The 25,949-nt window shown below is 69.9% G+C and carries 27 protein-coding genes; 2 read left to right on the forward strand and 25 right to left on the reverse strand.

Annotated features, from left to right (window positions below):
- Positions 1–171: 171 nt before the first annotated feature.
- From ACWH49_RS07225 to ACWH49_RS07250, 6 genes are all read right to left on the reverse strand, one after another.
- On the reverse strand, positions 172–1,893 hold the full coding sequence (locus tag ACWH49_RS07225) for a cation acetate symporter (protein WP_448170842.1): 1,722 nt from the start codon (positions 1,891–1,893) through the stop codon (positions 172–174).
- Positions 1,890–2,198, reverse strand: coding sequence for a DUF485 domain-containing protein (locus tag ACWH49_RS07230; RefSeq protein WP_056465651.1), 309 nt, complete (start codon positions 2,196–2,198; stop codon positions 1,890–1,892). Before ACWH49_RS07230 ends, ACWH49_RS07225 begins: the two co-directional genes overlap by 4 nt.
- 96 nt (positions 2,199–2,294) lie before the next feature.
- Positions 2,295–2,936 carry a 2-hydroxychromene-2-carboxylate isomerase gene (locus ACWH49_RS07235; RefSeq protein WP_448170843.1) on the reverse strand — a complete coding sequence of 214 codons (642 nt, stop codon included), beginning with the start codon at positions 2,934–2,936 and terminating at the stop codon, positions 2,295–2,297.
- The gene (locus ACWH49_RS07240) at positions 2,933–3,139 is read right to left on the reverse strand and encodes a DUF1289 domain-containing protein (RefSeq protein ID WP_056465655.1); all 207 of its coding nucleotides are present in this window, start codon (positions 3,137–3,139) and stop codon (positions 2,933–2,935) included. The genes ACWH49_RS07235 and ACWH49_RS07240 overlap by 4 nt, the downstream gene beginning before the upstream one ends.
- Complete coding sequence (locus ACWH49_RS07245) at positions 3,136–3,633, reverse strand: YbaK/EbsC family protein (RefSeq protein ID WP_448170844.1); 498 nt, start codon at positions 3,631–3,633, stop codon at positions 3,136–3,138. Before ACWH49_RS07245 ends, ACWH49_RS07240 begins: the two co-directional genes overlap by 4 nt.
- Entirely contained in the window at positions 3,630–4,565 is a 936-nt protein-coding gene (locus ACWH49_RS07250; protein WP_448170845.1) for a hydroxymethylglutaryl-CoA lyase, read from the reverse strand. Before ACWH49_RS07250 ends, ACWH49_RS07245 begins: the two co-directional genes overlap by 4 nt.
- A gap of 88 nt (positions 4,566–4,653) precedes the next feature.
- On the opposite strand from ACWH49_RS07250, the gene ACWH49_RS07255 reads away from it, so the two are divergent.
- A complete protein-coding gene (locus tag ACWH49_RS07255; protein WP_448170846.1) occupies positions 4,654–4,899 on the forward strand; it encodes a hypothetical protein in 246 nt (81 codons plus the stop codon).
- On the opposite strand, the gene ACWH49_RS07260 is transcribed toward ACWH49_RS07255, so the two are convergent.
- From ACWH49_RS07260 to ACWH49_RS07310, 11 genes are all read right to left on the reverse strand, one after another.
- Positions 4,856–6,877 carry an acetyl/propionyl/methylcrotonyl-CoA carboxylase subunit alpha gene (locus tag ACWH49_RS07260; RefSeq protein WP_448170847.1) on the reverse strand — a complete coding sequence of 674 codons (2,022 nt, stop codon included), beginning with the start codon at positions 6,875–6,877 and terminating at the stop codon, positions 4,856–4,858. The two genes, ACWH49_RS07255 and ACWH49_RS07260, sit on opposite strands and share 44 nt — an antisense overlap.
- Positions 6,878–6,887: 10 nt before the next feature.
- Positions 6,888–7,511, reverse strand: a complete 624-nt coding sequence (locus tag ACWH49_RS07265) for a DUF4126 domain-containing protein (protein ID WP_448170848.1) — start codon at positions 7,509–7,511, stop codon at positions 6,888–6,890.
- A gap of 3 nt (positions 7,512–7,514) precedes the next feature.
- Positions 7,515–8,306 (reverse strand): enoyl-CoA hydratase/isomerase family protein, encoded by a 792-nt coding sequence (locus ACWH49_RS07270; RefSeq protein ID WP_448170849.1) that lies wholly within the window; start codon positions 8,304–8,306, stop codon positions 7,515–7,517.
- Entirely contained in the window at positions 8,303–8,836 is a 534-nt protein-coding gene (locus tag ACWH49_RS07275; RefSeq protein ID WP_448170850.1) for a DinB family protein, read from the reverse strand. The genes ACWH49_RS07270 and ACWH49_RS07275 overlap by 4 nt, the downstream gene beginning before the upstream one ends.
- Before the next feature lie 3 nt (positions 8,837–8,839).
- A complete protein-coding gene (locus ACWH49_RS07280) occupies positions 8,840–9,973 on the reverse strand; it encodes an acyl-CoA dehydrogenase family protein (RefSeq protein ID WP_448170851.1) in 1,134 nt (377 codons plus the stop codon).
- 1 nt (position 9,974) lies between these two features.
- Complete coding sequence (locus ACWH49_RS07285) at positions 9,975–10,472, reverse strand: GNAT family N-acetyltransferase (protein WP_448170852.1); 498 nt, start codon at positions 10,470–10,472, stop codon at positions 9,975–9,977.
- 23 nt (positions 10,473–10,495) lie between these two features.
- Positions 10,496–12,103, reverse strand: a complete 1,608-nt coding sequence (locus ACWH49_RS07290; RefSeq protein WP_448170853.1) for a carboxyl transferase domain-containing protein — start codon at positions 12,101–12,103, stop codon at positions 10,496–10,498.
- Positions 12,104–12,195: 92 nt separating this feature from the next.
- A complete protein-coding gene (locus tag ACWH49_RS07295) occupies positions 12,196–12,807 on the reverse strand; it encodes a DsbA family protein (RefSeq protein ID WP_448170854.1) in 612 nt (203 codons plus the stop codon).
- Positions 12,808–12,817: 10 nt separating this feature from the next.
- A complete protein-coding gene (locus ACWH49_RS07300) occupies positions 12,818–14,353 on the reverse strand; it encodes a DUF3482 domain-containing protein (protein WP_448170855.1) in 1,536 nt (511 codons plus the stop codon).
- Positions 14,350–15,825 (reverse strand): DUF2868 domain-containing protein, encoded by a 1,476-nt coding sequence (locus ACWH49_RS07305; RefSeq protein ID WP_448170856.1) that lies wholly within the window; start codon positions 15,823–15,825, stop codon positions 14,350–14,352. The genes ACWH49_RS07300 and ACWH49_RS07305 overlap by 4 nt, the downstream gene beginning before the upstream one ends.
- A gap of 13 nt (positions 15,826–15,838) precedes the next feature.
- Complete coding sequence (locus ACWH49_RS07310) at positions 15,839–16,576, reverse strand: haloacid dehalogenase type II (RefSeq protein ID WP_448170857.1); 738 nt, start codon at positions 16,574–16,576, stop codon at positions 15,839–15,841.
- A 157-nt stretch (positions 16,577–16,733) separates the two neighbouring features.
- On the opposite strand from ACWH49_RS07310, the gene ACWH49_RS07315 reads away from it, so the two are divergent.
- Positions 16,734–17,450, forward strand: a complete 717-nt coding sequence (locus ACWH49_RS07315) for a hypothetical protein (protein ID WP_448170858.1) — start codon at positions 16,734–16,736, stop codon at positions 17,448–17,450.
- A gap of 37 nt (positions 17,451–17,487) precedes the next feature.
- Here ACWH49_RS07315 and ACWH49_RS07320 read toward each other — a convergent pair whose 3' ends face one another.
- The 8 genes from ACWH49_RS07320 to ACWH49_RS07355 all read right to left on the reverse strand — a co-directional run bounded on the left by ACWH49_RS07320 (position 17,488) and on the right by ACWH49_RS07355 (position 25,826).
- On the reverse strand, positions 17,488–18,618 hold the full coding sequence (locus ACWH49_RS07320) for an acyl-CoA dehydrogenase family protein (RefSeq protein WP_448170859.1): 1,131 nt from the start codon (positions 18,616–18,618) through the stop codon (positions 17,488–17,490).
- Between the two features lie 66 nt (positions 18,619–18,684).
- Positions 18,685–19,149, reverse strand: coding sequence for a MaoC family dehydratase (locus ACWH49_RS07325; protein WP_448170860.1), 465 nt, complete (start codon positions 19,147–19,149; stop codon positions 18,685–18,687).
- Positions 19,124–19,789: an SDR family oxidoreductase gene (locus tag ACWH49_RS07330; RefSeq protein ID WP_448170861.1), complete on the reverse strand. Its 666-nt coding sequence runs from the start codon at positions 19,787–19,789 to the stop codon at positions 19,124–19,126. Before ACWH49_RS07330 ends, ACWH49_RS07325 begins: the two co-directional genes overlap by 26 nt.
- Positions 19,790–19,802: 13 nt before the next feature.
- Complete coding sequence (locus ACWH49_RS07335) at positions 19,803–20,996, reverse strand: acetyl-CoA C-acyltransferase (protein ID WP_448170862.1); 1,194 nt, start codon at positions 20,994–20,996, stop codon at positions 19,803–19,805.
- A 33-nt stretch (positions 20,997–21,029) separates the two neighbouring features.
- Positions 21,030–22,817, reverse strand: a complete 1,788-nt coding sequence (aceK, locus tag ACWH49_RS07340; RefSeq protein ID WP_448170863.1) for a bifunctional isocitrate dehydrogenase kinase/phosphatase — start codon at positions 22,815–22,817, stop codon at positions 21,030–21,032.
- Complete coding sequence (gene can / locus ACWH49_RS07345) at positions 22,814–23,554, reverse strand: carbonate dehydratase (protein WP_448170864.1); 741 nt, start codon at positions 23,552–23,554, stop codon at positions 22,814–22,816. Before can ends, aceK begins: the two co-directional genes overlap by 4 nt.
- A gap of 110 nt (positions 23,555–23,664) precedes the next feature.
- Positions 23,665–24,507 carry a M36 family metallopeptidase gene (locus ACWH49_RS07350; RefSeq protein WP_448174325.1) on the reverse strand — a complete coding sequence of 281 codons (843 nt, stop codon included), beginning with the start codon at positions 24,505–24,507 and terminating at the stop codon, positions 23,665–23,667.
- Positions 24,399–25,826 (reverse strand): M36 family metallopeptidase, encoded by a 1,428-nt coding sequence (locus tag ACWH49_RS07355; protein WP_448170865.1) that lies wholly within the window; start codon positions 25,824–25,826, stop codon positions 24,399–24,401. Before ACWH49_RS07355 ends, ACWH49_RS07350 begins: the two co-directional genes overlap by 109 nt.
- Between the last annotated feature and the right edge of the window lie 123 nt (positions 25,827–25,949).

Below are 25,949 nucleotides of genomic sequence, written 5' to 3' on the forward strand. Positions count from 1 at the left end.
TGAACTTGGAGCACCGCCCCTCGGCAATGCTTGGGGCGGATGTTCGATGCGGGCTCTGACCTGTTCCTTACGCGAAGCTGAACCGGACCTGACAAACTCGGTAGCAACCCTGACGAATCGTTTCTCGATGCGAGAGTTGAATGTCAAAACGCCGACACCCCGGGAAAGTCCTCAGTGCCCGGATGCCGACGACGCGCCGATCCCGGTCTCCGAGCGCACCTGCTGCGCCAGGAAGCCGTCGCGGTCGACCCGGGCGCGCGGGCTGCGGTCCAGCACCGAGAACAGCCAGATGCCGACGAAGCCGATCGTCATCGAGAACAGCGCCGGCGAGGTGTACGGGAACAGCGCCGAGCCCTTCGGGTAGCCGAGCGTGGCCTCCCAGACCGACGGCGAGACGACCGTCAGCACCACCGACGAGATCAGCCCCAGGAAGCCGCCGACCACCGCGCCGCGCGTGGTGCAGTCCTTCCACAGCACCGACATGAACAGCACCGGGAAGTTGGCCGACGCGGCGATCGCGAACGCCAGCGACACCATGAACGCGATGTTCTGCTTCTCGAACGCGATGCCCAGCACCACGGCGAGGATGCCGAGCGCCACGGTGGTGATCTTCGAGATGCGCAACTCCGAGCCGCTCGGCGGTTCGCCCTTCATGATCACGGTGGCGAAGATGTCGTGCGAGACCGCCGAGGCGCCGGACAGCGTGAGGCCGGCCACCACCGCGAGGATGGTCGCGAACGCCACCGCCGAGATGAAGCCGAGGAACACGTTGCCGCCGACCGCATTGGCCAGGTGGATCGCCGCCATGTTCCCGCCGCCGAGCAGCGCGCCCTTGGCATCGAGGAACTGCGGGTTGGTCAGCACGAAGGTGATCGCGCCGAAGCCGATGATGAAGGTCAGCAGGTAGAAGTAGCCGATCCAGCCGGTCGCCCACATCACCGACTTGCGCGCTTCCTTGGCGCTCGGCACCGTGAAGAAGCGCATCAGGATGTGCGGCAGCCCGGCGGTGCCGAACATCAGCGCCATGCCGAACGAGATCGCCGAGATCGGGTCCTTGACGAAGTTCCCCGGCCCCATGATCGACTGGCCGACCTTGGCGGCGGCCTCGGCGGTCTTGCCGTCCTTCAGCGACAGGTCGGTCTTGATCTTGACCGCCTCGGCGAACATCGCCTCCGGGCTGAAGCCGAAGTGCCACATCACCGACAGCGCCATGAAGCTCGCCCCGCCCAGCAGCAGGCAGGCCTTGATGATCTGCACCCAGGTGGTCGCCGTCATGCCGCCGAACAGCACGTAGACCATCATCAGCGAGCCGACGATCACGACCGCGATCCAGTACTCCAGCCCGAACAGCAGCTTGATCAGCTGCCCCGCGCCGACCATCTGCGCGATCAGGTAGAACGCCACGACCACCAGCGTGCCCGAGGCGGCGAAGATCCGGACCGGCGTCTGCTCGAAGCGGAACGCGGCCACGTCGGCGAAGGTGAACTTGCCGAGGTTGCGCAGCCGCTCCGCCATCAGGAACGTGATGACCGGCCAGCCCACCAGGAAGCCGATCGAGTAGATCAGCCCGTCGAAGCCGCTCGCCATCACCGCGGCCGAAATGCCGAGGAACGAGGCCGCCGACATGTAGTCGCCGGCGATCGCCAGGCCGTTCTGGAAGCCGGTGATGCCGCCGCCGGCGGTGTAGAAGTCGGACGCCGACTTGGTCTTGGCTGCCGCCCATTTGGTGATGAACAGCGTGAACACCACGAACGCGGCGAACATCGCGATCGCGGTCCAGTTCGTGGCCTGCTTCTCCGCCTGCCCGAGGTCGGCGCCGGCGGCCAGCACGGCGACGGGCACGAGGGCCAGGGCGGCCAGCGTCAGCGCGCGGCGGGTGGTCGTGCGGCTCATGACTGCACCGCCTTCTTGATCGCGGCGGTCAGGTCGTCGAACCGCTTGTTGGCGCGCTGCACGTAGATCGCCGTGATGACGATCGTGAACACGATGACGGCGAAGCCGAGCGGGATGCCCAGCGTCATCACGCCGGAGCCGAGCCGGCGCGACAACAACTCCTTGTCGAACGCGACGAGCAGGATGAAGCCGTAGTACACGACCATCATCGCGGCGGTGAGCCACCAGCCGAAGCGGCTGCGCGTGGCCTTGAGCTCGAGGTATTGCGGATGGCTCGCGATGCGCTGCACCAGATCGTCCTGCATGCTGTCTCCTTTACTCGCCGGGTCGACTGCCCGCCGTTCATGGACGCATGTTCACCGCATCAACTGACCCTCGTCTGACGCGAATCCAACCGGAACTTACGCGCGCGTCACGCCGGCGCGCGGCGCGCCTTCGCGGTCCCAGGCGGGGCCGCCGAACCACGGGTCGCCGCGCAGGCAGGCCGACAACATCGGCAGCGCGTCGAGACCCCAGAAGAGCCGACCGTCGAACTCGATCGTCGGCACGCCGAAGAGGCCGCGCTCGAGCGCCGCGGCGGTCGAGTCCTTCAGCGCCTGCTTGACCGACGCATCGTCGGGCGCGAGGCGCGGTGCGAGTTCCTGCACCAGCGCGGCCATGCGCGCAGGATCGTTCGCGTCAAGGCCGCCGATCCAGATGTGGCGCAGCACCGCCTCGCAGGCGCGCCGGTTCGGCGTGCCGCCGGCTGGTGCGCAGGCCAGCAGCAGGCGAAGCTGCGCGAGCGGGTTGAACGGGTGCTGCGACGGCGTCGCCATCTCGATGCCGTGGTGCTGCGCGAGCCAGTGCACGTGACGGAAGGTCCACGCGCGCTTCGGTTCGATCTCGGCCGGGCCCTTCTGGCCCCAGTGCTTCAGCAGCCCGGCGAACAGGATCGGGCGGTAGCTCACGTCGTACGACACGCCCTCGAGCACCTGCGGCAGCCGTTCGAACGCGAGGTAAGCGAACGGCGACACCGGGTCGAACCAGAAGGTCAGGTGATTCATCGCGTGCGCTCCGTCGACTCGATGACCGCGCGGCGCTCGGCCAGCGCGTCCCAGACCGCGCGCTTCTCGTCGTCGTCCATCACCGACCAGCCCGCGATCTCGTCGAGCGTGCGCAGGCATCCTTCGCACAGCGCGGTACGCGCGTCCATGCGGCACACGCTGTTGCACGGCGAGGCGACGCCGTCGACCACCGGCGCCTTCATGACTGCTGCACCACGTCCTCGACCGGCGCGCCGGTCAGGTGCGCGAGGTCCTTCGGGCTCAGGCGGAACACGCCGTTCGGGTGGCCGGCCGCGGCCCAGATCTCGTCGAAGCGGAACAGCTCGCGGTCGACCAGCATCACGGGCTTGATCGCGTGCCCGACCGGCGACACGCCGCCGATCGTGAAGCCGGTGCTCGCCTTGACGAACTCGGCATCGGCGCGGCCGACCGCGCCGACCAGCGCCGTGACCTTCTTCTCGTCGACCCGCTTGTCGCCGGACGTCACGACCAGCACCGCCGCCGCGTCCGCCTTGCGGCGGAACACCACGCTCTTGGCGATCTGGCCGATGACGACGCCCAGCGCGTCCGCCGCCTCCTGCGCAGTGCGCGCCGCGACCTCGAGGAACACCGGGGCGTGCGGATGCCGCTGCTCGGCGAGCACGCTCGCGACGCGCCGAAAACCCTCGGGTCGGTCCTGCTGCAATGCGTCCGTCATGCTGCGGCGGCCTCCGCCTTCGCGGCGCGCTTGGCGAGCAGCGCGTTGCCCGAACGCGAGACCGGCTTGCGTCCGAGCGCGTTGGAGATGAACGCGGCGGCGTCGATCAGCTTGTCGATGTCGATGCCGGTCTCGATGCCCAGGCCGTTCAGCATGAACAGCACGTCCTCGGTGCCGACGTTGCCGGTCGCACCCTTCGCATACGGGCAGCCGCCGAGGCCGGCGACGCTCGCATCGAAGGTGTGGATGCCCAGCTCGAGGCAGGCGTAGATGTTGCCCAGCGCCTGGCCGTAGGTGTCGTGGAAATGGCCGCTGACCTGGTCGATCGGGAAGTGCTTCAGCGCGCGCTCCAGCGCCGCCTGCGCGCGCTTGGGCGTGCCCACGCCGATCGTGTCGGCGATGCCGCAATGGTCGACGCCGATGTCCTTCATCAGCCGCACGACGCGCTCGACCTCGTCGGGCGTGACCTCGCCCTGGTACGGGCAGCCGAGCGCGACCGAGACCGCGCAGCGCACCTTGATCGCATTCGCGTGCGCCGCCTCGACCACCGGGCGGAAGCGCTCGATGCTCTCGGCGATGCTGCAGTTGATGTTGCGCTGGCTGAAGGCCTCGCTGGCGGCGCCGAACACGACGATCTCGTCGGGGCGGATCGCCGGATCGGCGATCGCCGCCTCGAAGCCCTTCAGGTTCGGCGTCAGCACCGAGTAGCGCACCCCCGGAAGACGCTGCACGCCGCGCATCACCTGGGCGTTGTCGGCCATCTGCGGCACCCACTTCGGACTGACGTAGCTGGTGACCTCGATCTCGCGCAGGCCGGCGGCCTGCAGGAGGTGCACGAGCTCGATCTTGGTGGCGGCGTCGACCGGCGCCTTCTCGTTCTGCAAACCGTCGCGCGGCCCGACTTCGACAAGGGTGACGTGGTTTGGAATCATGACGAAAGTCTCACTGTCTGTGGCGGGGATGGGCGTGCCGCGAGCGCTTGCGGAAGATCGCGGCCGTCGAATCCGAATCGAGCATCCCTTGAGCACCCCTGACCGCCTGCATCTCGCCGCCCGCATCCATTTTGCGCTGCTGCGCCGTTACTCGGAGAACGTCGGCGTGACCGCCCTGCTCGCCGACGGGGACACCGCGCGCGAGGCGCTGTGGGTCTGCGACGCGTCGGGCGACAACGAACTGATGACCCTGGCCCGCCGTTTCCGCGCCGCGCCGGCGCGCCGTGCCCTCATGCCGCTGGCGCCAGGCGCAGCAACTCGCCCCCTTCGTTGACCTGATCGCCGACTGCATACAGCAGTTCGGCGACGGTGCCGTCGCGCGGCGCCGCGATCGTGTGCTCCATCTTCATCGCCTCCATCACCGCAAGCGGCTGCCCTTTGGTGACGCTGTCGCCGGCCTTCGCGAGGAAGGCGATCACCTTGCCCGGCATCGGCGCCGCCAGGCCGCCGGTCTCGTGCGCGCCGTCGGCCGAATGGGCGATCGGGTCGAACTCGTCGACCACCGCCGAGCCGTCCGGCGAGAACACGCTGAAGCGCTCGCCGGTCGCGTAGACCGTCAGGTTCAGGCGGCGGCCGCCGAGCGACACGTCATGCGCATTCGCGGCACGCGCATGCGTGACCAGCGGCCAGCGCTGCGCGCCGCTGACCAGCGTCTGCACACCGGCGCTGCGCTCGAGCGCGAACGGATGATGGGTGCCCTGCGCCTCGATGTCGAAGCGGCGCGCGGCACTGCCGTGCAGGCGCCAGCCGGCACGACGCGACCACGGGTCGGCGTCCTCGAGCGTCTGCTCGGCCGCCAGTGCGTGCGCAACGACGCCGGCCGCGGCCACCTCGATCGGCAGCGGCGGCGCATCGAACAACACCGCGCGCTCGCGCTCGATCAGCGCGGTGTCGAGATCGGCCTGCGCGAACGAGCGGCTCGCCGCGACGCGGCGCAGGAACGCGACGTTGGTGTGCAGCCCGACGATGTGGGTCGCGGCCAGCGCCGCGTCGAGCCGCGCCAGCGCCTGCGCGCGGTCGGCGCCCCAGACGATCAGCTTCGCGATCATCGAGTCGTAGAACGGCGAGATCGCATCGCCTTCGCGCACGCCGGCGTCCACGCGGACGTTGCCGCGTTCGAAGCTCACCGCGTCCGACGGCGCGCGGTAGACCTCGAGCCGACCGGTGGCGGGCAGGAAGTTGGAATCCGGGTTCTCGGCGCAGATCCGCGCCTCGATCGCATGGCCGTGGCGGCGCAGTTCATGCTGCTTCAGCGGCAGCGGCTCGCCGGAGGCGACGCGCAGCTGCCACTCGACCAGATCGAGTCCGGTGATCGCCTCGGTGACCGGGTGCTCGACCTGCAGCCGGGTGTTCATCTCCATGAAGAAGAAGCGCAGGTCGCCATCCGAGCCGTCGGCGGCGAGCCCATCAATCGGCTCGGCGATGAACTCGACCGTGCCGGCACCGACATAGCCGACCGCCTTCGCGGCCGCGACCGCCGCGGCGCCCATCTCGGCGCGCCGCGCCTCGCTCATGCCCGGCGCCGGCGCTTCCTCGAGCACCTTCTGGTGGCGGCGCTGCACCGAGCAGTCGCGCTCGAACAGGTAGACGCAGTCGCCGTGGCTGTCGCCGAAGACCTGGATCTCGATGTGGCGCGGCCGGGTCACGTAGCGCTCGATCAGCACCGCGTCGTCGCCGAAGCTGTTGATGGCCTCGCGCTTGCAGGACGCGAGCGCGGCGTCGAACTCCTCCGTCTTCGTGACGATGCGCATGCCCTTGCCACCGCCGCCCGCGCTGGCCTTGATCAGCACCGGGTAGCCGATGCGGTCGGCCTCGCCCTTGAGCATCTGCGGGTCCTGCCCGGCGCCGTGGTAGCCCGGCACCAGCGGCACGCCCGCCTTCTCCATCAGCTGCTTCGACTCGGCCTTCAACCCCATCGCCTTGATCGCCGAGGGCGACGGGCCGATGAACACGAGCCCGGCGTCGGCGCAGGCCTGCGCGAAGTCCTCGTTCTCGCTGAGGAAGCCATAACCCGGGTGCACCGCCTGCGCGCCGGTCGCGAGCGCCGCCTCGATCACGCGCGCGCCGAGCAGGTAGCTCTCGCGCGGCGACGAGCCGCCGATGTGCACCGCCTCGTCGCAGGCGTGCACGTGCTTGGCGTCGGCATCGGCGTCGGAGTAGACGGCGACGGTGCGCACGCCCATCCGCTTCGCGGTGGCCGCCACGCGGCAGGCGATCTCGCCCCGATTGGCAATCAATATCTTCTTGAACATGGAGTGACCCTCACGTCGACGGTTGACCCGCCCCGAACCAACCGGACACGCGCCGCGCAAGGCGACGCAGGAATCTCGCGAACACCCAGGTCAATGCGACCATCACGATCAGCGCGACCGCGAGCGCAGCGAAGAAGATCGTGGGGTGCTCCCACGACAACCACAGGCTGACCGGCACCACGCTGTCGCCGAGCAGCGACATCGCGAGGTTCGAGAACGGCTCGGGCGATGCATTGAGCGCGGCGCGCGTGGTCGCCTTCGAGATGTGGCTGGTGGCTGCGAGCGTGCCGCCCATCAGCGCCGCGGCCATCGCCCAACTCGACTGGTCGGCCCCGAACACCGCGGCCGCGAGGGCCGCGCCGGCAGGGATGCGCACGACCGTGTGCACCATGTCCCACAGCGAATCGAGGCCCGGGATCTTGTCGGCGAAGAACTCGACGAACAGCATGAAGCCGCTGGCGCCGAGCATCGGGATCGACTGCAGCACATGCAGCCCGGCGGGCAGCTGTACCCAGCCGAGGTGGCCGGCCAGGCCGGTCAGGAACACGACCGCGTAGAGCCGCAGCCCGCTGGCCCAGCCGAGCGCCGCGGCGATCGCGAGCAGCCCGGTGGTGTCGATCGGCAGGTCCGTCATCGCTCAGGCCTCGGGCAACCACGCCGGCTTGCGCTTGTTCAGGAAGCTTTGGATGCCCTCGCGGCCCTCGTCGCTGGCGCGGATGTCGGCGATGCGGCGCGCGGTCTCGGCGCGCAGCGTGGTGTCGAGCGGCAGGCCGGCGACGTCCTGCACCAGCAGCTTGCAGGCGCGCGCGGCCATCGGGCCGTTGGCGACCAGCGTCGCGACGATCCCGGCGACCTTCGCGTCGAGCGCCTCGGGCGCGACGAGTTCATGCACGAAGCCCATCGCCGCGGCCTGCGCCGCGCTGAAGCGCTCGGCGGTGACGGAGTAGCGGCGCGCCGCCTGCTCGCCCATCGCGCGGATCACGTACGGGCTGATCGTGCCGGGCAGCAGGCCGAGCTTCGCTTCGCTCAAGCAGAAGTTCACGCCCTCGGCCGCGACCAGCACATCGCACACCGCCGCCAGGCCGACGCCGCCGGCGTAGCAGTCGCCCTGCACGCGCCCGACCACCGGCACCGGGCAGCGCCAGATCGCCCACAGCATGTCCGCCAGTGCCTGCGCGTCGGCGCGGTTCTGCTCCCAGTCGTAGCTGGCCATCGTGCGCATCCAGGACAGGTCGGCACCGGCGCAGAACGCCTTGCCGTGGCCGCCCAGCACGATCGCACGCAACTCGGTGTCGGCCGCAAAACCGGTGAAGGCGGCATGCAGTTCGGCGATCACGCCGTCGTTGAACGCGTTGCGGACGTCGGGGCGGTTGAGCCAGACCTCGGCCACGAAGCGCGAGGGGCGGCGGATGTCGAGCGTGGTGGTCATGCGGTGGCTTTCTCGGTGAGGGCGGCGGCGCGTTCGGCTTGCAGCATCCACACCAGGTCGATCTCGGGGCATGGCTGGCCCATCGCGGTGATCGCCGCGGTGATCTGGCCGCGGTGGTGGGTGCCGTGGTTGAAGACATGGCCGAGCGCGGCGGCGAACGGCAGCGATTGCGCGACACCTCGGGTGGTCGTGTAGTCGAGCGTGCCGTCGAAGCGTTCGTCGTCGAGCGTGGCGATCAGGGCGACCCAACGCGGCGCCGCGTCCAGCAGGCGCCCGCGAAGGCGCCCGCGATCGGCTTCGAGCTCGGCGTTCAGCGCGAGCTGGTTCGAGACGCCCTCGGCGAAGCGCGGGTACCAGATCGCATGCTCACCGACGAGCAGGTGGTTCAACGTGCCGTGCACGCTCTTGAAGAACAGCCCGCAGTCGCGCCGGTAGTCGGCTTCGGGCAGCGCATCGACATGCTCGAACAGCTTGCGCGTGGCCCACGCGTTGTAGCGCGCGAGCGTCGTGAAGTAGGCGCGCGGGTCCATCGCTCAGTAGCGCTTCGCAACCTCGTCGAGCATCACCTCGGTCGCGCCGCCGCCGATCGCCAGCACGCGCGCGTCGCGCCAGAGGCGCTCGATCGCGGTCTCGCGCATGTAGCCCATGCCGCCGTGGAACTGCTGGCAGGTCTGCACGACCTCGTTGACCAGTTCGCCGGTCAGCGCCTTGAGCATCGAGACCTGCTGGACCACGTCCTGCTTCTGCGTGACGCGCCAGGCGCAGTCGTACATGAAGCTGCGCGCGGCCTGGACCTTGGCGTCGCACATCGCCAGACGCTGGCGGACGACCTGCTTGTCGAACAGCGGGCCGCCGAAGGCCTGGCGCTGGCGCACGAAGTCGATCGTCATCTTCAGCGCCTGCGTGCAGTGGCCGACCGCCATCGCCGCCAGCGCGATGCGCTCGGTCTGGAAGTTCTTCATCACCGAGTAGAAGCCCTTGTTCTCCTCGCCGAGCAGGTTGGCGGCCGGGATGCGGACGTTGTCGAACACCAGCTCGGCGGTGTCGGACGAGAGCCAGCCCGACTTCTTCAGCGCGCGGCCGACCGTGAACCCGGGCGTGCCCTTCTCGACGATGAACATCGACATGCCGTGGCGCGCGCTCGTCGTCTTCGCGGCGACGAAGTACAGGTCGGCATGCACGCCGTTGGTGATGAACAGCTTGGTGCCGTTGATGACCCAGTGGTCGCCGTCACGCTTCGCGGTCGCCTTGATGCCGGCCACATCGGAGCCCGCGCCCGGCTCGGTGATGCCGACCGCGGTGATCTTGCGCCCGGCGATCACGTCGGGCATGTACTTGTCCAGTTGCGCCGCGCTGCCGGCATGGTGCAGGTGCGGGCTGGCCATGTCGGTGTGGACCAGCACCGTGATGATGAAGCCGCCGAACGTCGACTGCGACAGCGCCTCGGCGAACACCAGGTTGGTCAGCGCATCGGCCTCGGCGCCGCCGTACGCGCTCGAATACATCAGCCCGAACAGGCCGGCATCGCCCATCTTGCGCAGCACCTCGCGCGGCACCTTGCCGGCGTCTTCCCAGGCCTGCGCGTGCGGCTCGACCTCGCGGGCGATGAAGCGCGCGATCTGCTCGCGAAGCTGTTCGTGCTCGGGGGTGATGTAGATGCTGTCCATGTCAGGTCGCCTTGTCATGCACCCAGCGCCAGACCAGGCCGTCGTCGGGGTCGATCGTTTCGCCATCGCGCCGGAAACCGATGCGCTGGAGGAGCCGCCACGAGGCGGTGTTCTCGGGGGCCGTGAACGCGCTGACGCGGCTGGCGCCGTGCGCGAACGCCTCGTCGGTCAGCCGGCGCGCCGCCTGCGTCGCCAGGCCGCGGCCCTGCCACGCGGGCGCCATCCCATAGCCGATCTCGACCTCGCCGTCGTCGAGCGGCGGCGCCTTGACGCCGCCGGAGCCGATCACGCGCGCGCCGCCGACGACGTACAGCCGCGTGCTCAACACGCTGGCCCACGTCGGCGCCGCGTGCATGTTCAAAAGCGCGCGCTCGTAGACGAAGCGCGGCGCGCAGGCACCCGGCTCGAGCGCCAGCGCGTGGCGCTGCGCGAACGCGTCCGGCGCCTCGAGCAGCTCGTGCAGGTCGCGCTCGGTGAGCGGCAGCAGGGTCAGGTGCATCGCGGGGGCCGGCGGTGCCGGGGTCACATGCGGAACACGCCGAACTTCGCGTCCGGGATCGGCGCGTTCAGGCTGGCCGAGATCGCCAGCGCGAGCACGTTGCGGGTCTGGGCGGGGTCGATCACGCCGTCGTCCCACAGCCGTGCGCTGGCGTAGTACGGGTGCGCCTGGTGCTCGAACTGGTCGAGGATCGGTTGCTTGAACGCGGCCTCCTCCTCCTTGGTCCACGCGCCGCCCTTGGCCTCGATGCCGTCGCGCTTGACGGTCGCGAGCACGCTGGCGGCCTGCTCGCCGCCCATCACGCTGATGCGCGCGTTCGGCCACATCCATAGCATGCGCGGCGAGTAGGCGCGGCCGCACATGCCGTAGTTGCCGGCGCCGAAGCTGCCGCCGATGATCACGGTGAACTTCGGCACCGTGGCGGTCGAGACCGCAGTGACCATCTTCGCGCCGTGCTTGGCGATGCCCTCGGCCTCGTACTTCTTGCCGACCATGAACCCGGTGATGTTCTGCAGGAACACCAGCGGGATCTTGCGCTGGCAGCACAGCTCGATGAAATGCGCGCCCTTCAGCGCCGACTCGCTGAACAGCACGCCGTTGTTCGCGACGATGCCCACCGGCATGCCCTCGATGTGCGCGAAACCGGTCACCAGCGTCGCGCCGTAGCGCGCCTTGAACTCGTCGAACTCGCTGCCGTCGACGATGCGCGCGATGATCTCGTGCACGTCGTAGGGCTTCTTGGTGTCGACCGGGATCACGCCATGCAGTTCGTTGGCGTCGAACAGCGGCGGGCGTGGCGGCACCAGCCGCTGGCCGTGCGCCTTCGACCAGTTCAGGTTCGCGACCGAGGCGCGCGCGATCGCCAGCGCATGGGTGTCGTTCTGCGCCAGGTGATCGGCCACCCCGGACAGGCGGGTGTGCACGTCGCCGCCGCCGAGTTCCTCGGCGCTGACGATCTCGCCGATCGCGGCCTTCACCAGCGGCGGGCCGGCGAGGAAGATCGTGCCCTGGTTCTTGACGATGATCGACTCGTCGCTCATCGCCGGCATGTAGGCGCCGCCGGCGGTGCACGAGCCCATCACCACCGCGATCTGCGGGATGCCCTGCGCGCTCATGTTCGCCTGGTTGAAGAAGATGCGGCCGAAGTGCTCGCGGTCGGGGAACACGTCGTCCTGATTCGGCAGGTTGGCGCCGCCGCTGTCGACCAGGTAGATGCACGGCAGGCGGTTCTGCATCGCGATCTCCTGCGCGCGCAGGTGCTTCTTGACCGTCATCGGATAGTAGGTGCCGCCCTTCACGGTCGCGTCGTTGCACACCACCATGCACTCGACCCCGCTGACCCGGCCGATGCCGGCGATCAGGCCGGCGCCGGGCGCGTCGTTCCTGTACATCTCGAGGGCGGCGAGCGGCGCGATCTCGAGGAACGGCGTGTCGGGATCGAGCAGCATCTCGACCCGGTCGCGCGGCAGCAGCTTGCCCCGCGCGACGTGCTTCGCGCGCGGCGCGTCGCCGCCGCCCAGGGCGATCTTCGCGAGCCTGGCATTCAGGTCGTCGACCTGCGCGCGCATCGCCGCAGCGTTGGCCTTGAAGTCTTCGGAGCGCGGGCTGAGTTTCGAGGCGAGTGCAGGCATGCGGGCTTTCTCGGCGCCGGGGGCGTCAGGGTGTCGCAGTTGACGTATACGTCAATTGTAGGGGTCGGGCGGGCCGAGCGTCAGGGATGGGTCTAGAACGGGCCCTTCTCCAGCCAGCGCTCGATCATCGAGCGCCGGTCGTTGCCCCAGAACGGCTCGCCGTCGATCACGAAGAACGGCGCGCCGAACACGCCGAGCGCGATCGCGGCGTCGTTCGCGGCCTTGAGCGCGGCCTTCCATTGCGGGTCGTTCCAGACGTCCTGCGCCTGCGAGCCGTCGAGGCCGAACTCCTCGGCCAGCGCGCGCAGCGCCGCCGGCTCGCTCAGGTCGACGCCGCGCGCGAACAGCGCCCGCAGGCCGTGGCGCGCCCAGTCGCGCGCCCGGTCCGGGTCGGTGGCGTGCAGCCACCAGAAGATGCGGGCCGCGTTCTGGGTCGGGATCGGGAACTTCTCGGGCATCTTCAGCGGAACGCCGGCGAAGCGCGCCGAGCGTTCGAAGTCCAGCATCGAGTACTCGCGCTTCAGCGGGTACGACACCGGGCTCTTGATGTCGGTGACCTGGAACGTCGCGCCGAGCAGGATCGCGTGCCACGCGACCGTGCGCCCGTGGCGCGCGGCGAGCGCCTCGATCCATTCGGAGGCGATGTACGAGTACGGCGACGAGAAGTCGAAATAGAAGTCGATGGCGGGACGTGGTGCGTTCATCAGCCGGAGGCTACTGCGCGGGCAGCGGCGCGGCCTGCGCACTTTCCCCAAGCGCCGGCGCGTCCGGGTACAGGCTGCGCAGTGCCGAGGTGCTGGCGTCCGTGAGGATCGGCACGAGCGCCGCGGCGATCATGTGCTCGGTCTCGTGGGCCGGCGCGCTGCCGGCCTCGCTGCGCGCATCGCGCTCCTGCCAGATCACCGTGAGCGGGTCGCGCAGCGGCGCAAGCGCGCGCTGCACCACCTCGCGCCAGTGCGCCGGCGATTCGCCCTGCGCCCATTCGCCGCGGCCGCGACCGAAATGCGCGACCGCGAGGTAGCGCAGCAGCGCCGCTTCGAGCAATTGATCGAGCGCCTCGGCATTCCAGGCCACGTACGAGCGCTCGGTGCCGCGCACCAGGTTCACGCACCGCGCCAGCCCGGCCGCGCCGAGCGCGCCGAGCAGGCCGCCCGCGAGCAGCCCGCCGCCGAGCGTGAGCCCGCCGCTCAGGATGTCCGCCTTCAGGCCGACCAGCGCGCCGCTGACGACGCCGCCCCACAGCGCCGCCTTGCCCTCGTCCATGCGCAGGCGGGTCTCGAAGTGGGTCGCCAGGCGCGTCAGGATCTCGCCCTGCGCGCGGCCCTCGAGACCGTGCAGCGCGATCAGCTCGGCGGTGTTCGCGCGCACCTCCTCGTCGAGCCGCGCGGCGAGCGCCTTCTGCGCGACGGCGGTCGGCGTCGTGTCGGCGCTGCCCAGGCCGACCGCCTGTCCCATCGCGCTGCCGACCTGGCGAAGCCGCGCGCCGAGCCGGCGCGGATCGGGCACGTCTTCGGACGCGCCGGCCAGGCGCGCCAGGCTGCCGGCGATCGAGCGCATCGCGGCATCGAAGGTCGCGCGGCGCTGCGCGAGCCAGGCGGCGCGCAGCCGGCCCATCGACGCGCGGCGCTCGCCATCGAGCGCGTCCTCGACCGCGCGCAGCAGCGTGCCTTCCTGCACCCAGCAGCGGGCGAACGCGTCGAGGGGCAGCACGGCCTTGACATGGGCGTACGGCGCGAGGTGGCTGCGCCAGGCCTCGAGTTCGGCCGCCTCCAGTCCGCCCTCGCGCGGCGCGCCGAGCTGGTTTAGCAGCACGATCACCGGCCTGCCGAGCCAGCCGAGCAGCTCCATCTCGGGCGCCACGTAGCCGGCCGCCTCGGGCGACTCGGCCGCGTTGACGAGGTAGAGCATCGCGTCGGCCTCGTCGCGCACGTTGCGCATCGCCTGCTGGGCGGCCCAGAACGGGCGGTCGCGCCAGCGGTCCCAGACCTCGCTGATGAACCAGCCGATCGGGTTGCCGGCGGCGCGCAGCCGCTTGACGAGCCGCGCGCTGTCGCCGAAACCGGGGGTGTCCCACAGCAGCAGGCGCTCGCCGTCGCCGGTTTCCAGCATCGTGAACACGTCGGCGAACTCGGTGACGTGGGGCGCGTCGCGCACGGTGCCGACGTCGCGGCCGAGCAGCGTGCGCGCCAGCGTGGTCTTGCCGGCGTTGGTGTGCGAGACCAGGCTCAGCGACAGGCTGCGCTCGCTCATGCCGCGCTCCGCGCGACGGGGCTGCGCATCGCCAGCTGCAGCGCGCGCGTGGTCGCCGCGGTGTCGGGCGCGGCGAGGTGGGCGAACACCGGCACGGTGCCCAGGCTGTCGGCGAACAGGCGCCAGGCCTCGCGGCGCTGGGCGAGCCGCGCCGGATCGGCGGCGAAGCGCGCCGCGAACGCGGTCTCGTCGACCAGCACGACGGTCGCCGCGCCGGCCGGCGCACGCGCGGCCAGTCGCTGCGCGAAGCGTCCCTGGTTCTCGCGTTCGGGCGTGGCGGACAGATCGAACAGCGCGATGGCAAGCGTCGTGCCGGTGGACAGCTCGGCCGCGGCCGTCGACTCGTCCTCGGTGCCGAACGCGGTGGTGGCCAGCACGCGCAGCTGCGTGCCGTCGCCGAGCGCCGGCATGAGCAGCGCCTGCAGGCCGGGCACCGCATGCGCGCCGGGCGCGCTCGCGTACGGCAGCACCGCGACCTGCGCGACGTCGCCCTGCTGCAGCCGCGCAAGCCGCTGGAAGTACGGCTCGCCCAGCGGCAGTGCGAAGCGGGCGGCGTGCCACTGCGCGCGCAACGCCGCCAGGACCGCCAGCACGCTCCGCGGCGCGACGACGAACAGCGCGAGCGTCAGCGCGAGCAGGTGGATCCACGGCGCCGCCGGCGCGGTGGCCGGTGCGCCGTGCGCCACGCGCAGCGCCTCGAAGCCCGCTGCGTCCGGCAGCGGGATGCCCGACAGCGCCGACGCCGGCGCGAGCACGGTCGTGACCGCGGCGTGCGCACTGCCGGCACTCAGAAAGGTGCTCTCCCACGCGACGCGGTAGTCGAGCGCGAGGCCGCGCAGGTAGAGCCCGACGATCAGCCCGACCGCCAGCGCCGCCGCCGCGGCGTGCAGCAGCGTCGCGGCACGCGCCGCCGACAGCGGGGCGCTGACGCGCCACCACTGCGCCGCGAACGCTTGCAGCGCCGGGCCGCTCGTGCCGGCGGCCTTGCCGGTCGCGGTCGGCAGCCGGCGACCGAGGCGCATCGCACGCTCGGTCAACCGCAGCAGCGCGCCGCCGTGTGCCGGCCGCCGGAGCGCGCGCGCCAGGCCGTGGCCGAGCAGCAGCAGGTAGACCACCGCGTTCCACGCGAGCACGCCCCAGAGCGGCGGCGCGAGCAGGTTGATGCGCTGGTCGCTGGCGAGGCTGTCCGCCAGCACGCCGAGCACGACGCCGCCGAGCGCGACGCCGCCGACCCAGCGCCCGTCCCACAAGCGCCGCGCGAGCCAGCGCGCGGCGGCCGGCTCGCGCGGCCCGAGGCGCTGCAGCGCGTGGTGGGCGCGGCGGGCGATGAAGTCCGCCGCGTTCGCGGGCGCCTCCTGCAGCGCCAGGCGGGTGGCCCAGGCGCGATCGTCGTCGCCCCAGTTCGGTGTCGGCGGCTGCGCGGTCTCGAAGGCCTGCAGCAGCGTGACGGCGCGCGCGCTGTCCTCGTTCATCGGCGCGACGGGATCAGGTGCCGAGCTGCCGCGCGAGGTCGCCGAAATCGATGGCGACCAGGTCGAAGCGATCGTCCGGCAAGGCATCGGGCGCCGGCGCGCCGCCCGGGTTCGGGCCGTATTCGTGCGGCCGATGGACCAGCGCGGTCGGCAGGCCGGCGCGCTGCGCGCCGCGCAGGTCGCTCGGGTGGGCCGCGACCATCAGCAACTGCGCGCGCTCGACGCCGAGCAGTTGGGCCGCGCCCTGGTAGACCTCGGGGTCCGGCTTGTAGTGCTTCATGATCTCGGCGGACAGCACGCAGTCCCACGGCAGGCCGGCGCGCTTGGCCATGTTGACGAGCAGCGCGATGTTGCCGTTCGACAGGGTCGAGATCACGTAGCGCGTCTTCAGCCGCTGCAGCCCGGCGATCGCGTCGGGCCACGGGTCGAGCCGGTGCCAGACGCGGTTCAGGTCGGCGCGTTCGCCTTCGCTCAGCGCCTCCAGCCCGAAGCGCGGGAGCAGCGTGTCGAGGATGTGGCGGTGCAGACCATCGACGTTCGTCCACTCGATCTCACCGGTGCGCGCGCGCTGCATCGCCGGCTGGTAACCGGCCCGCCACGCGTCGGCGAAGGCCGGCCAGTCGACCTGCGTCCAGCCCTTGGCGCGGCCGAGTGCCTCGCCTTCGCGGACGATGCTGGCGCGCCAGTCGACCACCGTGCCGAACACGTCGAACACCAGCGCACGGATCGTGCGCACATCGAAACTGCTCATCGTTCGCTTCCTCGTTGATCGACGCCAAGAATACCCGCCACGCGTCGGGGTGTTGTCCGACGTGGCCGGGACGCCGCGCCCTACCGGCGGGACACGCCCCGCTCCCACAATGAACGAGCCGGCAGACGGCTTGACCCATCCCAAAGGAGACACAACAATGAACCCGATCAGCAGACGCACCCTGGTGATGGCATTCGCGGGCACGGCAGCCACCGCGGCACTCGTGCCGGTGGCTTTCGCGCAACCCCGTGACGGCGGTGAGTACCGCATCCTGCAGGCGCGCTACGGGACCGCGCAGCGCAATGTCGACGTGACACGCCGCCTTCAGGAGTTGGCGCGCCGCGACCTTCAGTTCCGCATCGAGAACGACACCTTCGGCGGGGACCCCGATGAAGGCCACGTCAAGACGCTGCGCATCTTCGCGCGCGCCCCGAACGGGCAGACCCAGACCTTCGAGTACCGCGAAGGCGATGTGCTCGACGGGTCGCGCTTCGCGGGCTGGAGTGGCGGGCGCTGGGGCGATTCGAACTACCGCGGCGGTTGGGGCGACGGCCGGCGCGGCCAGCGCGGCGACGAGGGCGCGTACCGCATCCAGCAGGCGCTGTACGGCACCTCGCGCCGCAACGTCGACGTGACCGACCGGCTGCGCGAGCTCGCGCGCAGCGACCGCTCGTTCCGCCTGACCAACGAGCTGTTCGGCACCGATCCGGCCGAAGGGCGCGTCAAGACGCTGCGCATCTACACGCGCGGCCCGGGCGGCACCAGCAAGACATTCGAGTACCGCGAGGGCAGCGTGATCGACGGGGCCCAGTTTGCCGGCTGGGGCCGCGGCGATTGGGGCCAGGACGGCCGCCGCGGGGGCTGGGGTCGCTGAGCGCCGTTGACCGGCCGACGCGCCGCCCGGCGGCGCGTCAGGCCAGCGCGCGGCCGATCAGGATCTTCTGCACGTCGCTCGTGCCTTCATAGATCTGGCACACGCGCACGTCGCGGTAGATCCGTTCGACCGGAAAATCGCTGACGTAGCCGTAGCCGCCGAACACCTGGATGGCCGCGCTGCAGACGCGCTCGGCCATCTCGCTGGCGAACAGCTTCGCCATCGCCGCTTCCTTCAGGCACGGCACGCCGGCGTCCTTCAGGCTCGCAGCGTGGTGGATCAGCTGGCGGGCGGCCTCGATCTGCGTCGCCATGTCGGCCAGGCGGAACTGCAGCGCCTGGTGCTCGAAGATCGGCTTGCCGAACGCGACCCGCTCCTTCGAATACTTCAACGCTGCGTCGAACGCCGCGCGCGCCATGCCGACACTTTGCGACGCGATGCCGATGCGCCCGCCCTCCAACCCGGACAGCGCGATCTTCAGACCCTGCCCTTCCTCGCCGAGCCGATTCGCGGCGGGCACGCGGCAGTCCTCGAACAGGATCTGCGCGGTGTCGCTGGCGTGCTGGCCCATCTTGTCTTCGAGCCGCGCGACCGTGTAGCCGGGCGTGGCCGTCGGCACGATGAACGCGCTGATGCCCTTCTTGCCCGCCGCCTTGTCGGTCACGGCCATCACGATCGCGACATCGCCGTTCTTTCCGCTGGTGATGAACTGCTTGACGCCGTTCAGCACGTAGACATCGCCGTCGCGAACTGCCGTGGTCTTCAACCCGTCGGCCTGCGAGCCGACGTGCGGCTCGGTCAGGCAGAACGCGCCCAGCATCTCGCCGCGCGCCAGGGGCTTCAACCACTGCGCCTTCTGTGCGTCGTCGGCCCACGCCATCAGGATCGAGCAGACCGGGCAGTTGTTGACGCTGACGATGGTCGAGGTCGCGCCGTCGCCGGCGGCGATCTCCTCCAGGATGATCGCCAGCGCCAGGTAGTCGAGCCCGGCGCCGTCCCACTCGGTCGGCACGGCGACGCCGTAGCAGCCGAGCTCGGCCAGGCCGCGCAGTTCCGCCTTCGGGAAGTGATGGTGCTGGTCCCAGGCCGCGGCCTGCGGCGCGATGTGGTCCTGCACGTAGGCGCGGACGGCGTCTTGCACGGCACGGTGGTCTTCGCTGAGCAGCATGGGGCGTCTCCGATGAGTTCGAATGCGAGGGTAACGCGTCCGCCCCGAGGCGCAGCGTCGGGCGCTTCAGGCGTGGCGCAGCAGCAGGTTCGCCACGCCGGTCAGCACCAGGGCGCGCGCGGTGCGCACTTCGCCGATCGAGCGTGTGACGTAGCCGTTCAGGCTGCCCTTCCACGCGCTGCTCTCGACCGTCCAGCGGAACGTGATGTCCTCGTCGGCGAGCACGACGTTGCGGAAGCGGATGTCGAACCCGAGGCCGAGGACCGAGCGTGGGCTGCCGTCAGGGGCCGGCGACGAGAAGTGCGTCGCAGTCATGCCCATGAAGATCGCGCCGGTGTGCGCCCCGCTGGCGATCAGGCCGGGGTAGCCGGCGGCGCGCGCGGCGGCCACGTCGTGGTGCAAAGGGTTCAGGTCGTGCAGCGCGCGGGCGCCGGTGCGGATCTCGTGGTCGCGCAGGCGCACGACCATCGAGAAGGTCTCGCCGATCTCGGTCGGCGACGCGCGATCACCAGGGGATCGCGCTGCCGTCATGGTTCAGGAAGCTGCCGTTCTGCGCCGGTGTCAACGCGGCGATCGTGCGCCGCATGTCGGCGACGCTGCGCGCCGGCGTCAAAGACGCGCCCGCGCCGCCCATGTCCGTCTGCACCCAGCCGGGGTGGAACGCCACGCAGGTCGCGCGGCCGGCCAGTTGCAGCGACACGTCCTTCAGCACCGAGTTGAGCGCCGCCTTCGAGGCGCGGTACAGCCAGCCGCTGGTCGACTCGCGCGCGCCGATCGAGCCCATGCGCGACGACAGCACCGCCAGCCGCGCGCCCGGCGCAAGTGCATCGATCAGCTGCGGGATCACGCGCATCGCGCCGAGCACGTTGGTGTGCATGACCGCGTCGAAATCGGTCTCGGACGGCGTTTCGAGCCCCTGGTGGCGCGGCCCGTAGACGCCGGCGTTGACGATCGCGATGTCGAAGTTCGCGTTGTCGATGCGCCAGGCGACGCCGGACGCGCTGACCGCGTCGCCGACGTCGAGCGTGAACGCGGTCGCGCCGGCCGCTTCGAGCTCGGCGACCTGCTCGGCCTGGCGCGCGGTGGCCGTCACCTGCGCCTTGTCGGCCAGGTACTGGCGCACGAACTCGCGGCCGAGCCCGCGCGAGGCGCCGATCACCAGGACACGCATCACGTGCTGCCGGTCAGACGAGCTCGAGCGCCAGCGCCGTGGCCTCGCCGCCGCCGATGCACAGCGCGGCCACGCCCTTCTTCAACCCGCGCTTGCGCAGCGCGCCCAGCAGCGTGACGACGATGCGCGCGCCGCTCGCGCCGATCGGGTGGCCGAGCGCGACCGCACCGCCGTGGACGTTGACGATCTCGTGCGGGAGCTTGAACTCGGTCATCGCCGCCAGCGTGACGGCGGCGAAGGCTTCGTTGACCTCCCAGAGGTCGACGTCCTTCGCATTCCAGCCGGACTTCTTCAGCACCTTCTCGATCGCACCGACCGGCGCGGTCGTGAACCAGTTCGGCGCCTGCGCATGCACCGCGTGCGCATGGATGCGTGCGATAGGCGTGACGCCGAGCTTCTTCGCGGTGCTCGCGCGCATCATCACCAGCGCGGCCGCTCCATCGGAGATGCTCGACGACGTGGCGGCGGTGATCGTGCCGTCCTTCTTGAACGCCGGCTTCAGGCCGGGGATCTTGTCGAGCTTGGCCTTGAACGGCTGCTCGTCGAACTTGATCACGGTCTCGCCCTTCGGGCTGGTCAGCGTGACCGGCGCCATCTCCCAGTCGAAGCTGCCGTCTTCGTTCGCGAGCTTGCTGCGCCTGGTCGAATCGATCGCGAACTGGTCCATCTGCTCGCGGGTGAAGGCGTACTTGGCCACGCACTCCTCGGCGAACACGCCCATCGCCTTGCCGCCGCCGTTGGGCAGCTTCTCGTAAGCGTCCTCGAGACCGTCGATCGCCATGTGGTCGTACAGCGCGGTCTGGCCGTACTTCACGCCCTTGCGCATGTGGGTCAGGTGCGGCGCGTTGGTCATGCTCTCCATGCCGCCGGCGACCATCACGTCGGCGGTCTCGCTGTTCAGCATGTCGTGCGCGAACATCATCGCGCGCATGCCGGAGCCGCACATCTTCGACAGCGTGACCGCGCCGACCGACTGCGGCAGCCCGGCGCCGATCACCGCCTGGCGCGCCGGCGCCTGGCCCTGGCCGGCCATCAGGCAGTTGCCCATCAGCACTTCGTTGATCGCGTCGCCCGGCACGCCGGCGCGCGCGACGGCGGCCTTGATCGCGATCGCGCCGAGCTGGTGCGCGGACAGCGACGAGAAATCGCCCAACAGGCCGCCGATCGGCGTGCGGGCAGCGGAAACGATGACGATGGGGTCGCTCATGGTGGATCTCCTAACAAGAATCAGGTGGCGAATTCAAGTGATCGAGACGGCGCCGTCTCGCTGGTACTGGAAGCGCTTGTGCGCATCGTACGGGAACACATCGTGCACGTATCCGGCCAGGATGCGGTCCTTGTGGCCTTGCCAGAACGCCGCGTCGAGCAGGTCGGCGTGGTGCTTCATGAAGACGTTCCTGACGCCCGGGTTGCCGAGCAGGAATGGCGCGAAGGTCTCGGGGAACACGTCGCGCGGGCCGACCTTGTACCAGATCTCGCCGCTCATCTCTTCCTCCTCGGTGCGCGGGGTCGGCACCTTGCGGAAGTTGCAGTCGGTCAGGTACTCGATCTCGTCGTAGTCGTAGAACACGACCTTGCCGTGGCGGGTGACGCCGAAGTTCTTCCACAGCATGTCGCCGGGGAAGATGTTGGCGCGCACCAGGTCCTTGATCGCGTTGCCGTACTCGATCACCGCCGCCTCGATCTGCTGCAGCGACGCCTCCTGCAGGTAGATGTTGAGCGGGATCATGCGCCGTTCCATGTAGACGTGGCGGATCACCAGCGCGTCGCCGTCTTCCTCCAGCAGGCTCGGGCAGTAGTGCTTCAGCTCGTCGACGAGCTCGTCCTCGAAGCGCTCGCGGGGGAACGCGACGTTGCTGTACTCCAGCGTGTCGGCCATGCGCCCGACCCGGTCGTGCTGCTTGACCAGCAGGTACTTGCTCTTGATCAGCTCGCGGGTCGTGTCCTTCTGCTCCGGATAGAAGTCCTTGATCACCTTGAACACGTACGGGAAGCTCGGCAGGTCGAACACCAGCATCACCATGCCCTTGATGCCGGGCGCGATGCGGAAGCGGTCGCTCGAGTGCTTCAGGTGGTACAGGAAGTCCCGGTAGAACGCGTTCTTGCCCTGCTTGGCCAGGCCGAGCGCGTTGTAGATCTCCGAGCGCGGCTTGCGCGGCATCATCGAGCGCAGGAACTGCACGTAGGCCGACGGCACCTCCATCGTCACCATGAAATAGGCGCGCGCAAAGCTGAACAGCAGCAGCAGGTCGTCTTCGCCGAACAGCGCGGTGTCGATCACCAACTGCCCGCTGTCGCCGTGCAGGATCGGCAGCGCGAACGGCGTCTCGGAGAAGCCGTTGATCACCTTGCCGACCAGGTACGCGCCCTTGTTCCGGTAGAACAGCGACGACAGCACCTGGATCTGGAAATTGGCGCGCATCCGGTAGTCGCCGAGCTGCGCGTCGACGGCGCGCAGCACGTCGTCGATGTCGCGGCCCAGGTCCTCGAAGGGGCGCTGCAGCTGGAAGTTGTCGACGATGCGCAGCCAGGTCTCCCGCATCGTCGCCTTGGTGGGGTAGTAGGCGCGGTAGGTCGGCAGGGCGGCGGGCTCGTCGTTCTCGATGTACTCGGTCGAGACGGCGGGCCGCACGAAGATGAAGTCGTTGTTGAAATAGCTGCGGTGCAGGATCTTGGTCGTCACCGAGTTGAAGAAGGTCTCGGCGAGTTCGGGCTGCAGGTGGCCGGTCAGCAGGCCGATGTAGTGCAGCTTGACCTGCTGCCAGGTGTCGCGCGGCAGCTCCGACGCCTGGAACTCGCGCTGCAGCCGCTCGGCGGCCTCGTCGACCCGCAGGTCGTAGAACTCGATGCGCTCGCGCTGGGCGCGCTGCTGGCCGTGCCAGTCGGCCTCTTCGAAGCGGCGCTTGGCGTCGGCGCTGGCCTCGCGGAACAGGGTGTAGTGGCGGTCGAAGCCGTCGAGCATGGCCTGGGCGATGTCGAACGCCCGCGGGTCGGTCAGCGCGGTCGGAAAGGTCGTCGGCGATTTCATGGGGTCGGGATCGGGCCCCGGCGGGTCAAGGCAGCGGCCCCTTCGGCATGGTCGAGGGAGCCCATCACCGAGTCGGTCTTCAGCGCATGGCGCGCACGCAGGGAGTCGATCGCGGCGTCGAACGCGGGCGCCATCTCGGCGGCGCTCGGCACGGTGATCTTCAGGTCGCGCAGCAGCCCGTTGTGCAGGCCGTAGAACCAGCCGTGCACGACCAGCTCCTGGCCGCGCGCCCAGGCGTCCTGCACCACGGTGGTCTGGCAGACGTTCTTGGCTTGCTCGATCACGTTGAGCTCGCCGAGCGCGTCGATCTGCTCCTCGGGCGCCAGCGTGTCGAGCCAGTCCTGGTGCCGGTTGCGCACGTCCTGCACGTGGCGGATCCAGTTGTCGGCCAGCCCGACGCGCAGGTCGTTCAACGCCGCGATCACGCCGCCGCAGCGCGAGTGGCCGACGACGATGATGTGCTTGACCTTCAGCATGTCGGTCGCGAACTGGATCACCGACAGGCAGTTGAGGTCGGAGTGCACGACGACGTTGGCGACGTTGCGGTGCACGAACAATTCGCCCGGCAGCAGATCGACCAGCTCGTTCGCCGGCACCCGGCTGTCGGCGCAGCCGATCCACAGATATTGCGGTGCCTGCTGGGCGAGCAGGCCGGTGAAGAACCCGGGGCTGCGCTGCTCGGTCTTGGCGGCCCAGAGGCGGTTGCTGTCGAGGAGTTCCTGGAGGTGAGTGGTCATGGTGCGCTGCAGCGAAAGTGGCCTGTTCGCAGTGTAAGCACCTGGGCGGGCAGCGGAAAGAAGACGGCCCGCCGTCTTGCGAGGGCGGGCCTTTCCGGTAGAGCGCGGTCTCAGTGGGTGCAGTTGCTGCGCGTGGCCGTCGACGGCACGATCGCCACGCTCGTGCTGGAGACCACCGTGCCCTTGGCGCCGTCGCCGATGCCGTACTCGGCGAAGGCCTGCCACACGAGCGAACATTGAGCCGCCGCGTCAACTCCGGCATTCGCCGCGATCGAATCCAGCATGCCGTTGCGCATGTTCTCGAACGCCGGCGTGGCCGGGGTGTAGTTCATGCCGTCGACGAAAACCTTGAACAGCGCATCGTTCGAGCGCCTGCTGCCCAGCCACAGCTCACGCAAGCGCCACATCGCGGCGGCATAGATCTCGCCGTCGTTGTGGACTTCGGCACCGGTCACGTTGGCGTAGGTCAGCGGGTAGGCGGCATACGGGTAGCGGCGGATGCCGCTCGGGCTCGACGCGGCGTACACGCCGACCTTGTCGTTGCCGTTGACCATGAACGCGGTCACGTCGCTCGCGCCCTCGCCGATCGCGCCGGCCAGCGGGCCGCTCATGCCGCCGATCATCCGCCACGTCAGCCCGTGGCCGTACTCGTGGTAGACGATGTCGGAGTCGAGGTCGCCGTCGAGTTGCAGCGGCTGGATGGCCTTCAGGCGCATCGTGCCGGTGCTGCCCTTGAGTGATTTCAACGTCGCTCCATCGGCTTGGCTGACCATCACCGACGGGATGCGCGCGCGGCTGGTGCCGCCCATCGTGAAGATGGCGGTGGTCGCGTTGTTGGCCACGATCACCCCGGTGGCGCCGCCGCTTTGCGCGTTGGCGACCTTGGTGACGAAATCGCAGGTGCCGCGGTCGACGATCGCGATCTGCCGCTGACGCCGCCGACTGCGGTGCAGCCATCGGTGCCGCTCGTGGGCACGGCGAGCGCGCCACTCAGGCCGCTGGTTGTCAGCGCCGGGCCGAACTGCGCGCCCATCGCCCCGTAACTGGAACCACCGACGATCACCTCATGCGTGTTGCCGGCGCCGGTCCACAAGTACATCTGCATGCGCGGGCGGGAGCCGTCGGTGGGCGTCGAGAAGTTCGCGTTGTCGGTGCCGCCACCGTCCTGCGCTTCGGCATTCACCGGGTCGTTGCCGGCGCCGCCCTTGCCGAAGTTGTTGATCTGGAAATTGCCGGCCGACTCGTTGAAGCCGTGGCCGTACAGGATGTCGTGGATGCGGTTGTTCAGGTAGAACAGGTTCTGCACCGCGACATTGCGGTTGGCCGCGGTGCTCGGCGATTGGGTGAGGTTGGCGGCGGTCGTGAACGCGCCGTTGCTGACCGAGCTGCCGCCGGTGTCGGCCTTGTTGTTGGCCGCGGCATCGAGGTACGCACTGACGTTGTTGCCGTTGATCTTGATCGTGTTCTGCGTGCCGGCGAGCAGCCAGCCGTTCGGTGACGGTTGAGTGGCGCCCGACGCCGGCCCGTTCACGATCGTCTGCGGGCCCACGCCGGGGCTGACCGCGAACACGTTGTAGCTGTCGTTCGCCGTGCGCCGCTCGACCGACAGCACCGCCCCGTCGCCACCGACCAGGGTGTGGTCGAGCAGGTTGCCGCGCTGCGTCCAGGTCTGCACCAGGAAGCCCTGCGCCAGGCTGCCGTCGGTCTGCGGCACGAGCACGCGGGTCACCTCGGGCGCCTCGTGGAAGAACGCGCCGCCGGCGAAGCGAACCGACTTGCCGACCTTCGTGCCCGCAGCAAACGACGCCCGCACGTCCGGGTGCACCCGCGTCATTGCGGCGTCGAGCGCTTGCCGCTCGTTGATGGCCGCACCCTTGGGCGCGGCGTCGGTCACCGGCACGATCTTCTCGATCAGGTGGATCAGGTCGCCCTTGGCGTTGAACGTGCTCTTGACCGACGTACCGTAGACCGTGAGGCCGCCGACCTGCTGCTCCATCCGCACATGGGTCAGGCCTGCCTGCCCGGGGCCGCCGCCGATCTCGACCAGCGAACGCGCCGTCGCATCGCCCAGCCCGCGGCCGCGCATCGACGCGGCCACCGCGGATGCGTGCGAGCCGCCCGCGGCCTGGCCCAGCGCCTGCCCTTGGGTTGCGCGCAACACCTGCGCCTGAGGCGCCGCGAATGACGAGGCCTGTGACCAGGCCGATGCCGACAAGGCCAGCAGCAATGCGCTGATCAGGACCGTGCGTGAGGGACGAGCGGAACGCTGCATGAAATCTCCAGTCGGAAGCGGAAGGTTGGGTGGTGGCGCGGCGCTCCGGTGGGGGTTCGTGACCCCGGAACTTCACATGCCTTAACCATGTTATCCGCAGGCCTATGCACATCCACCCCTTTT

This window comes from Rhizobacter fulvus (assembly GCF_964020785.1).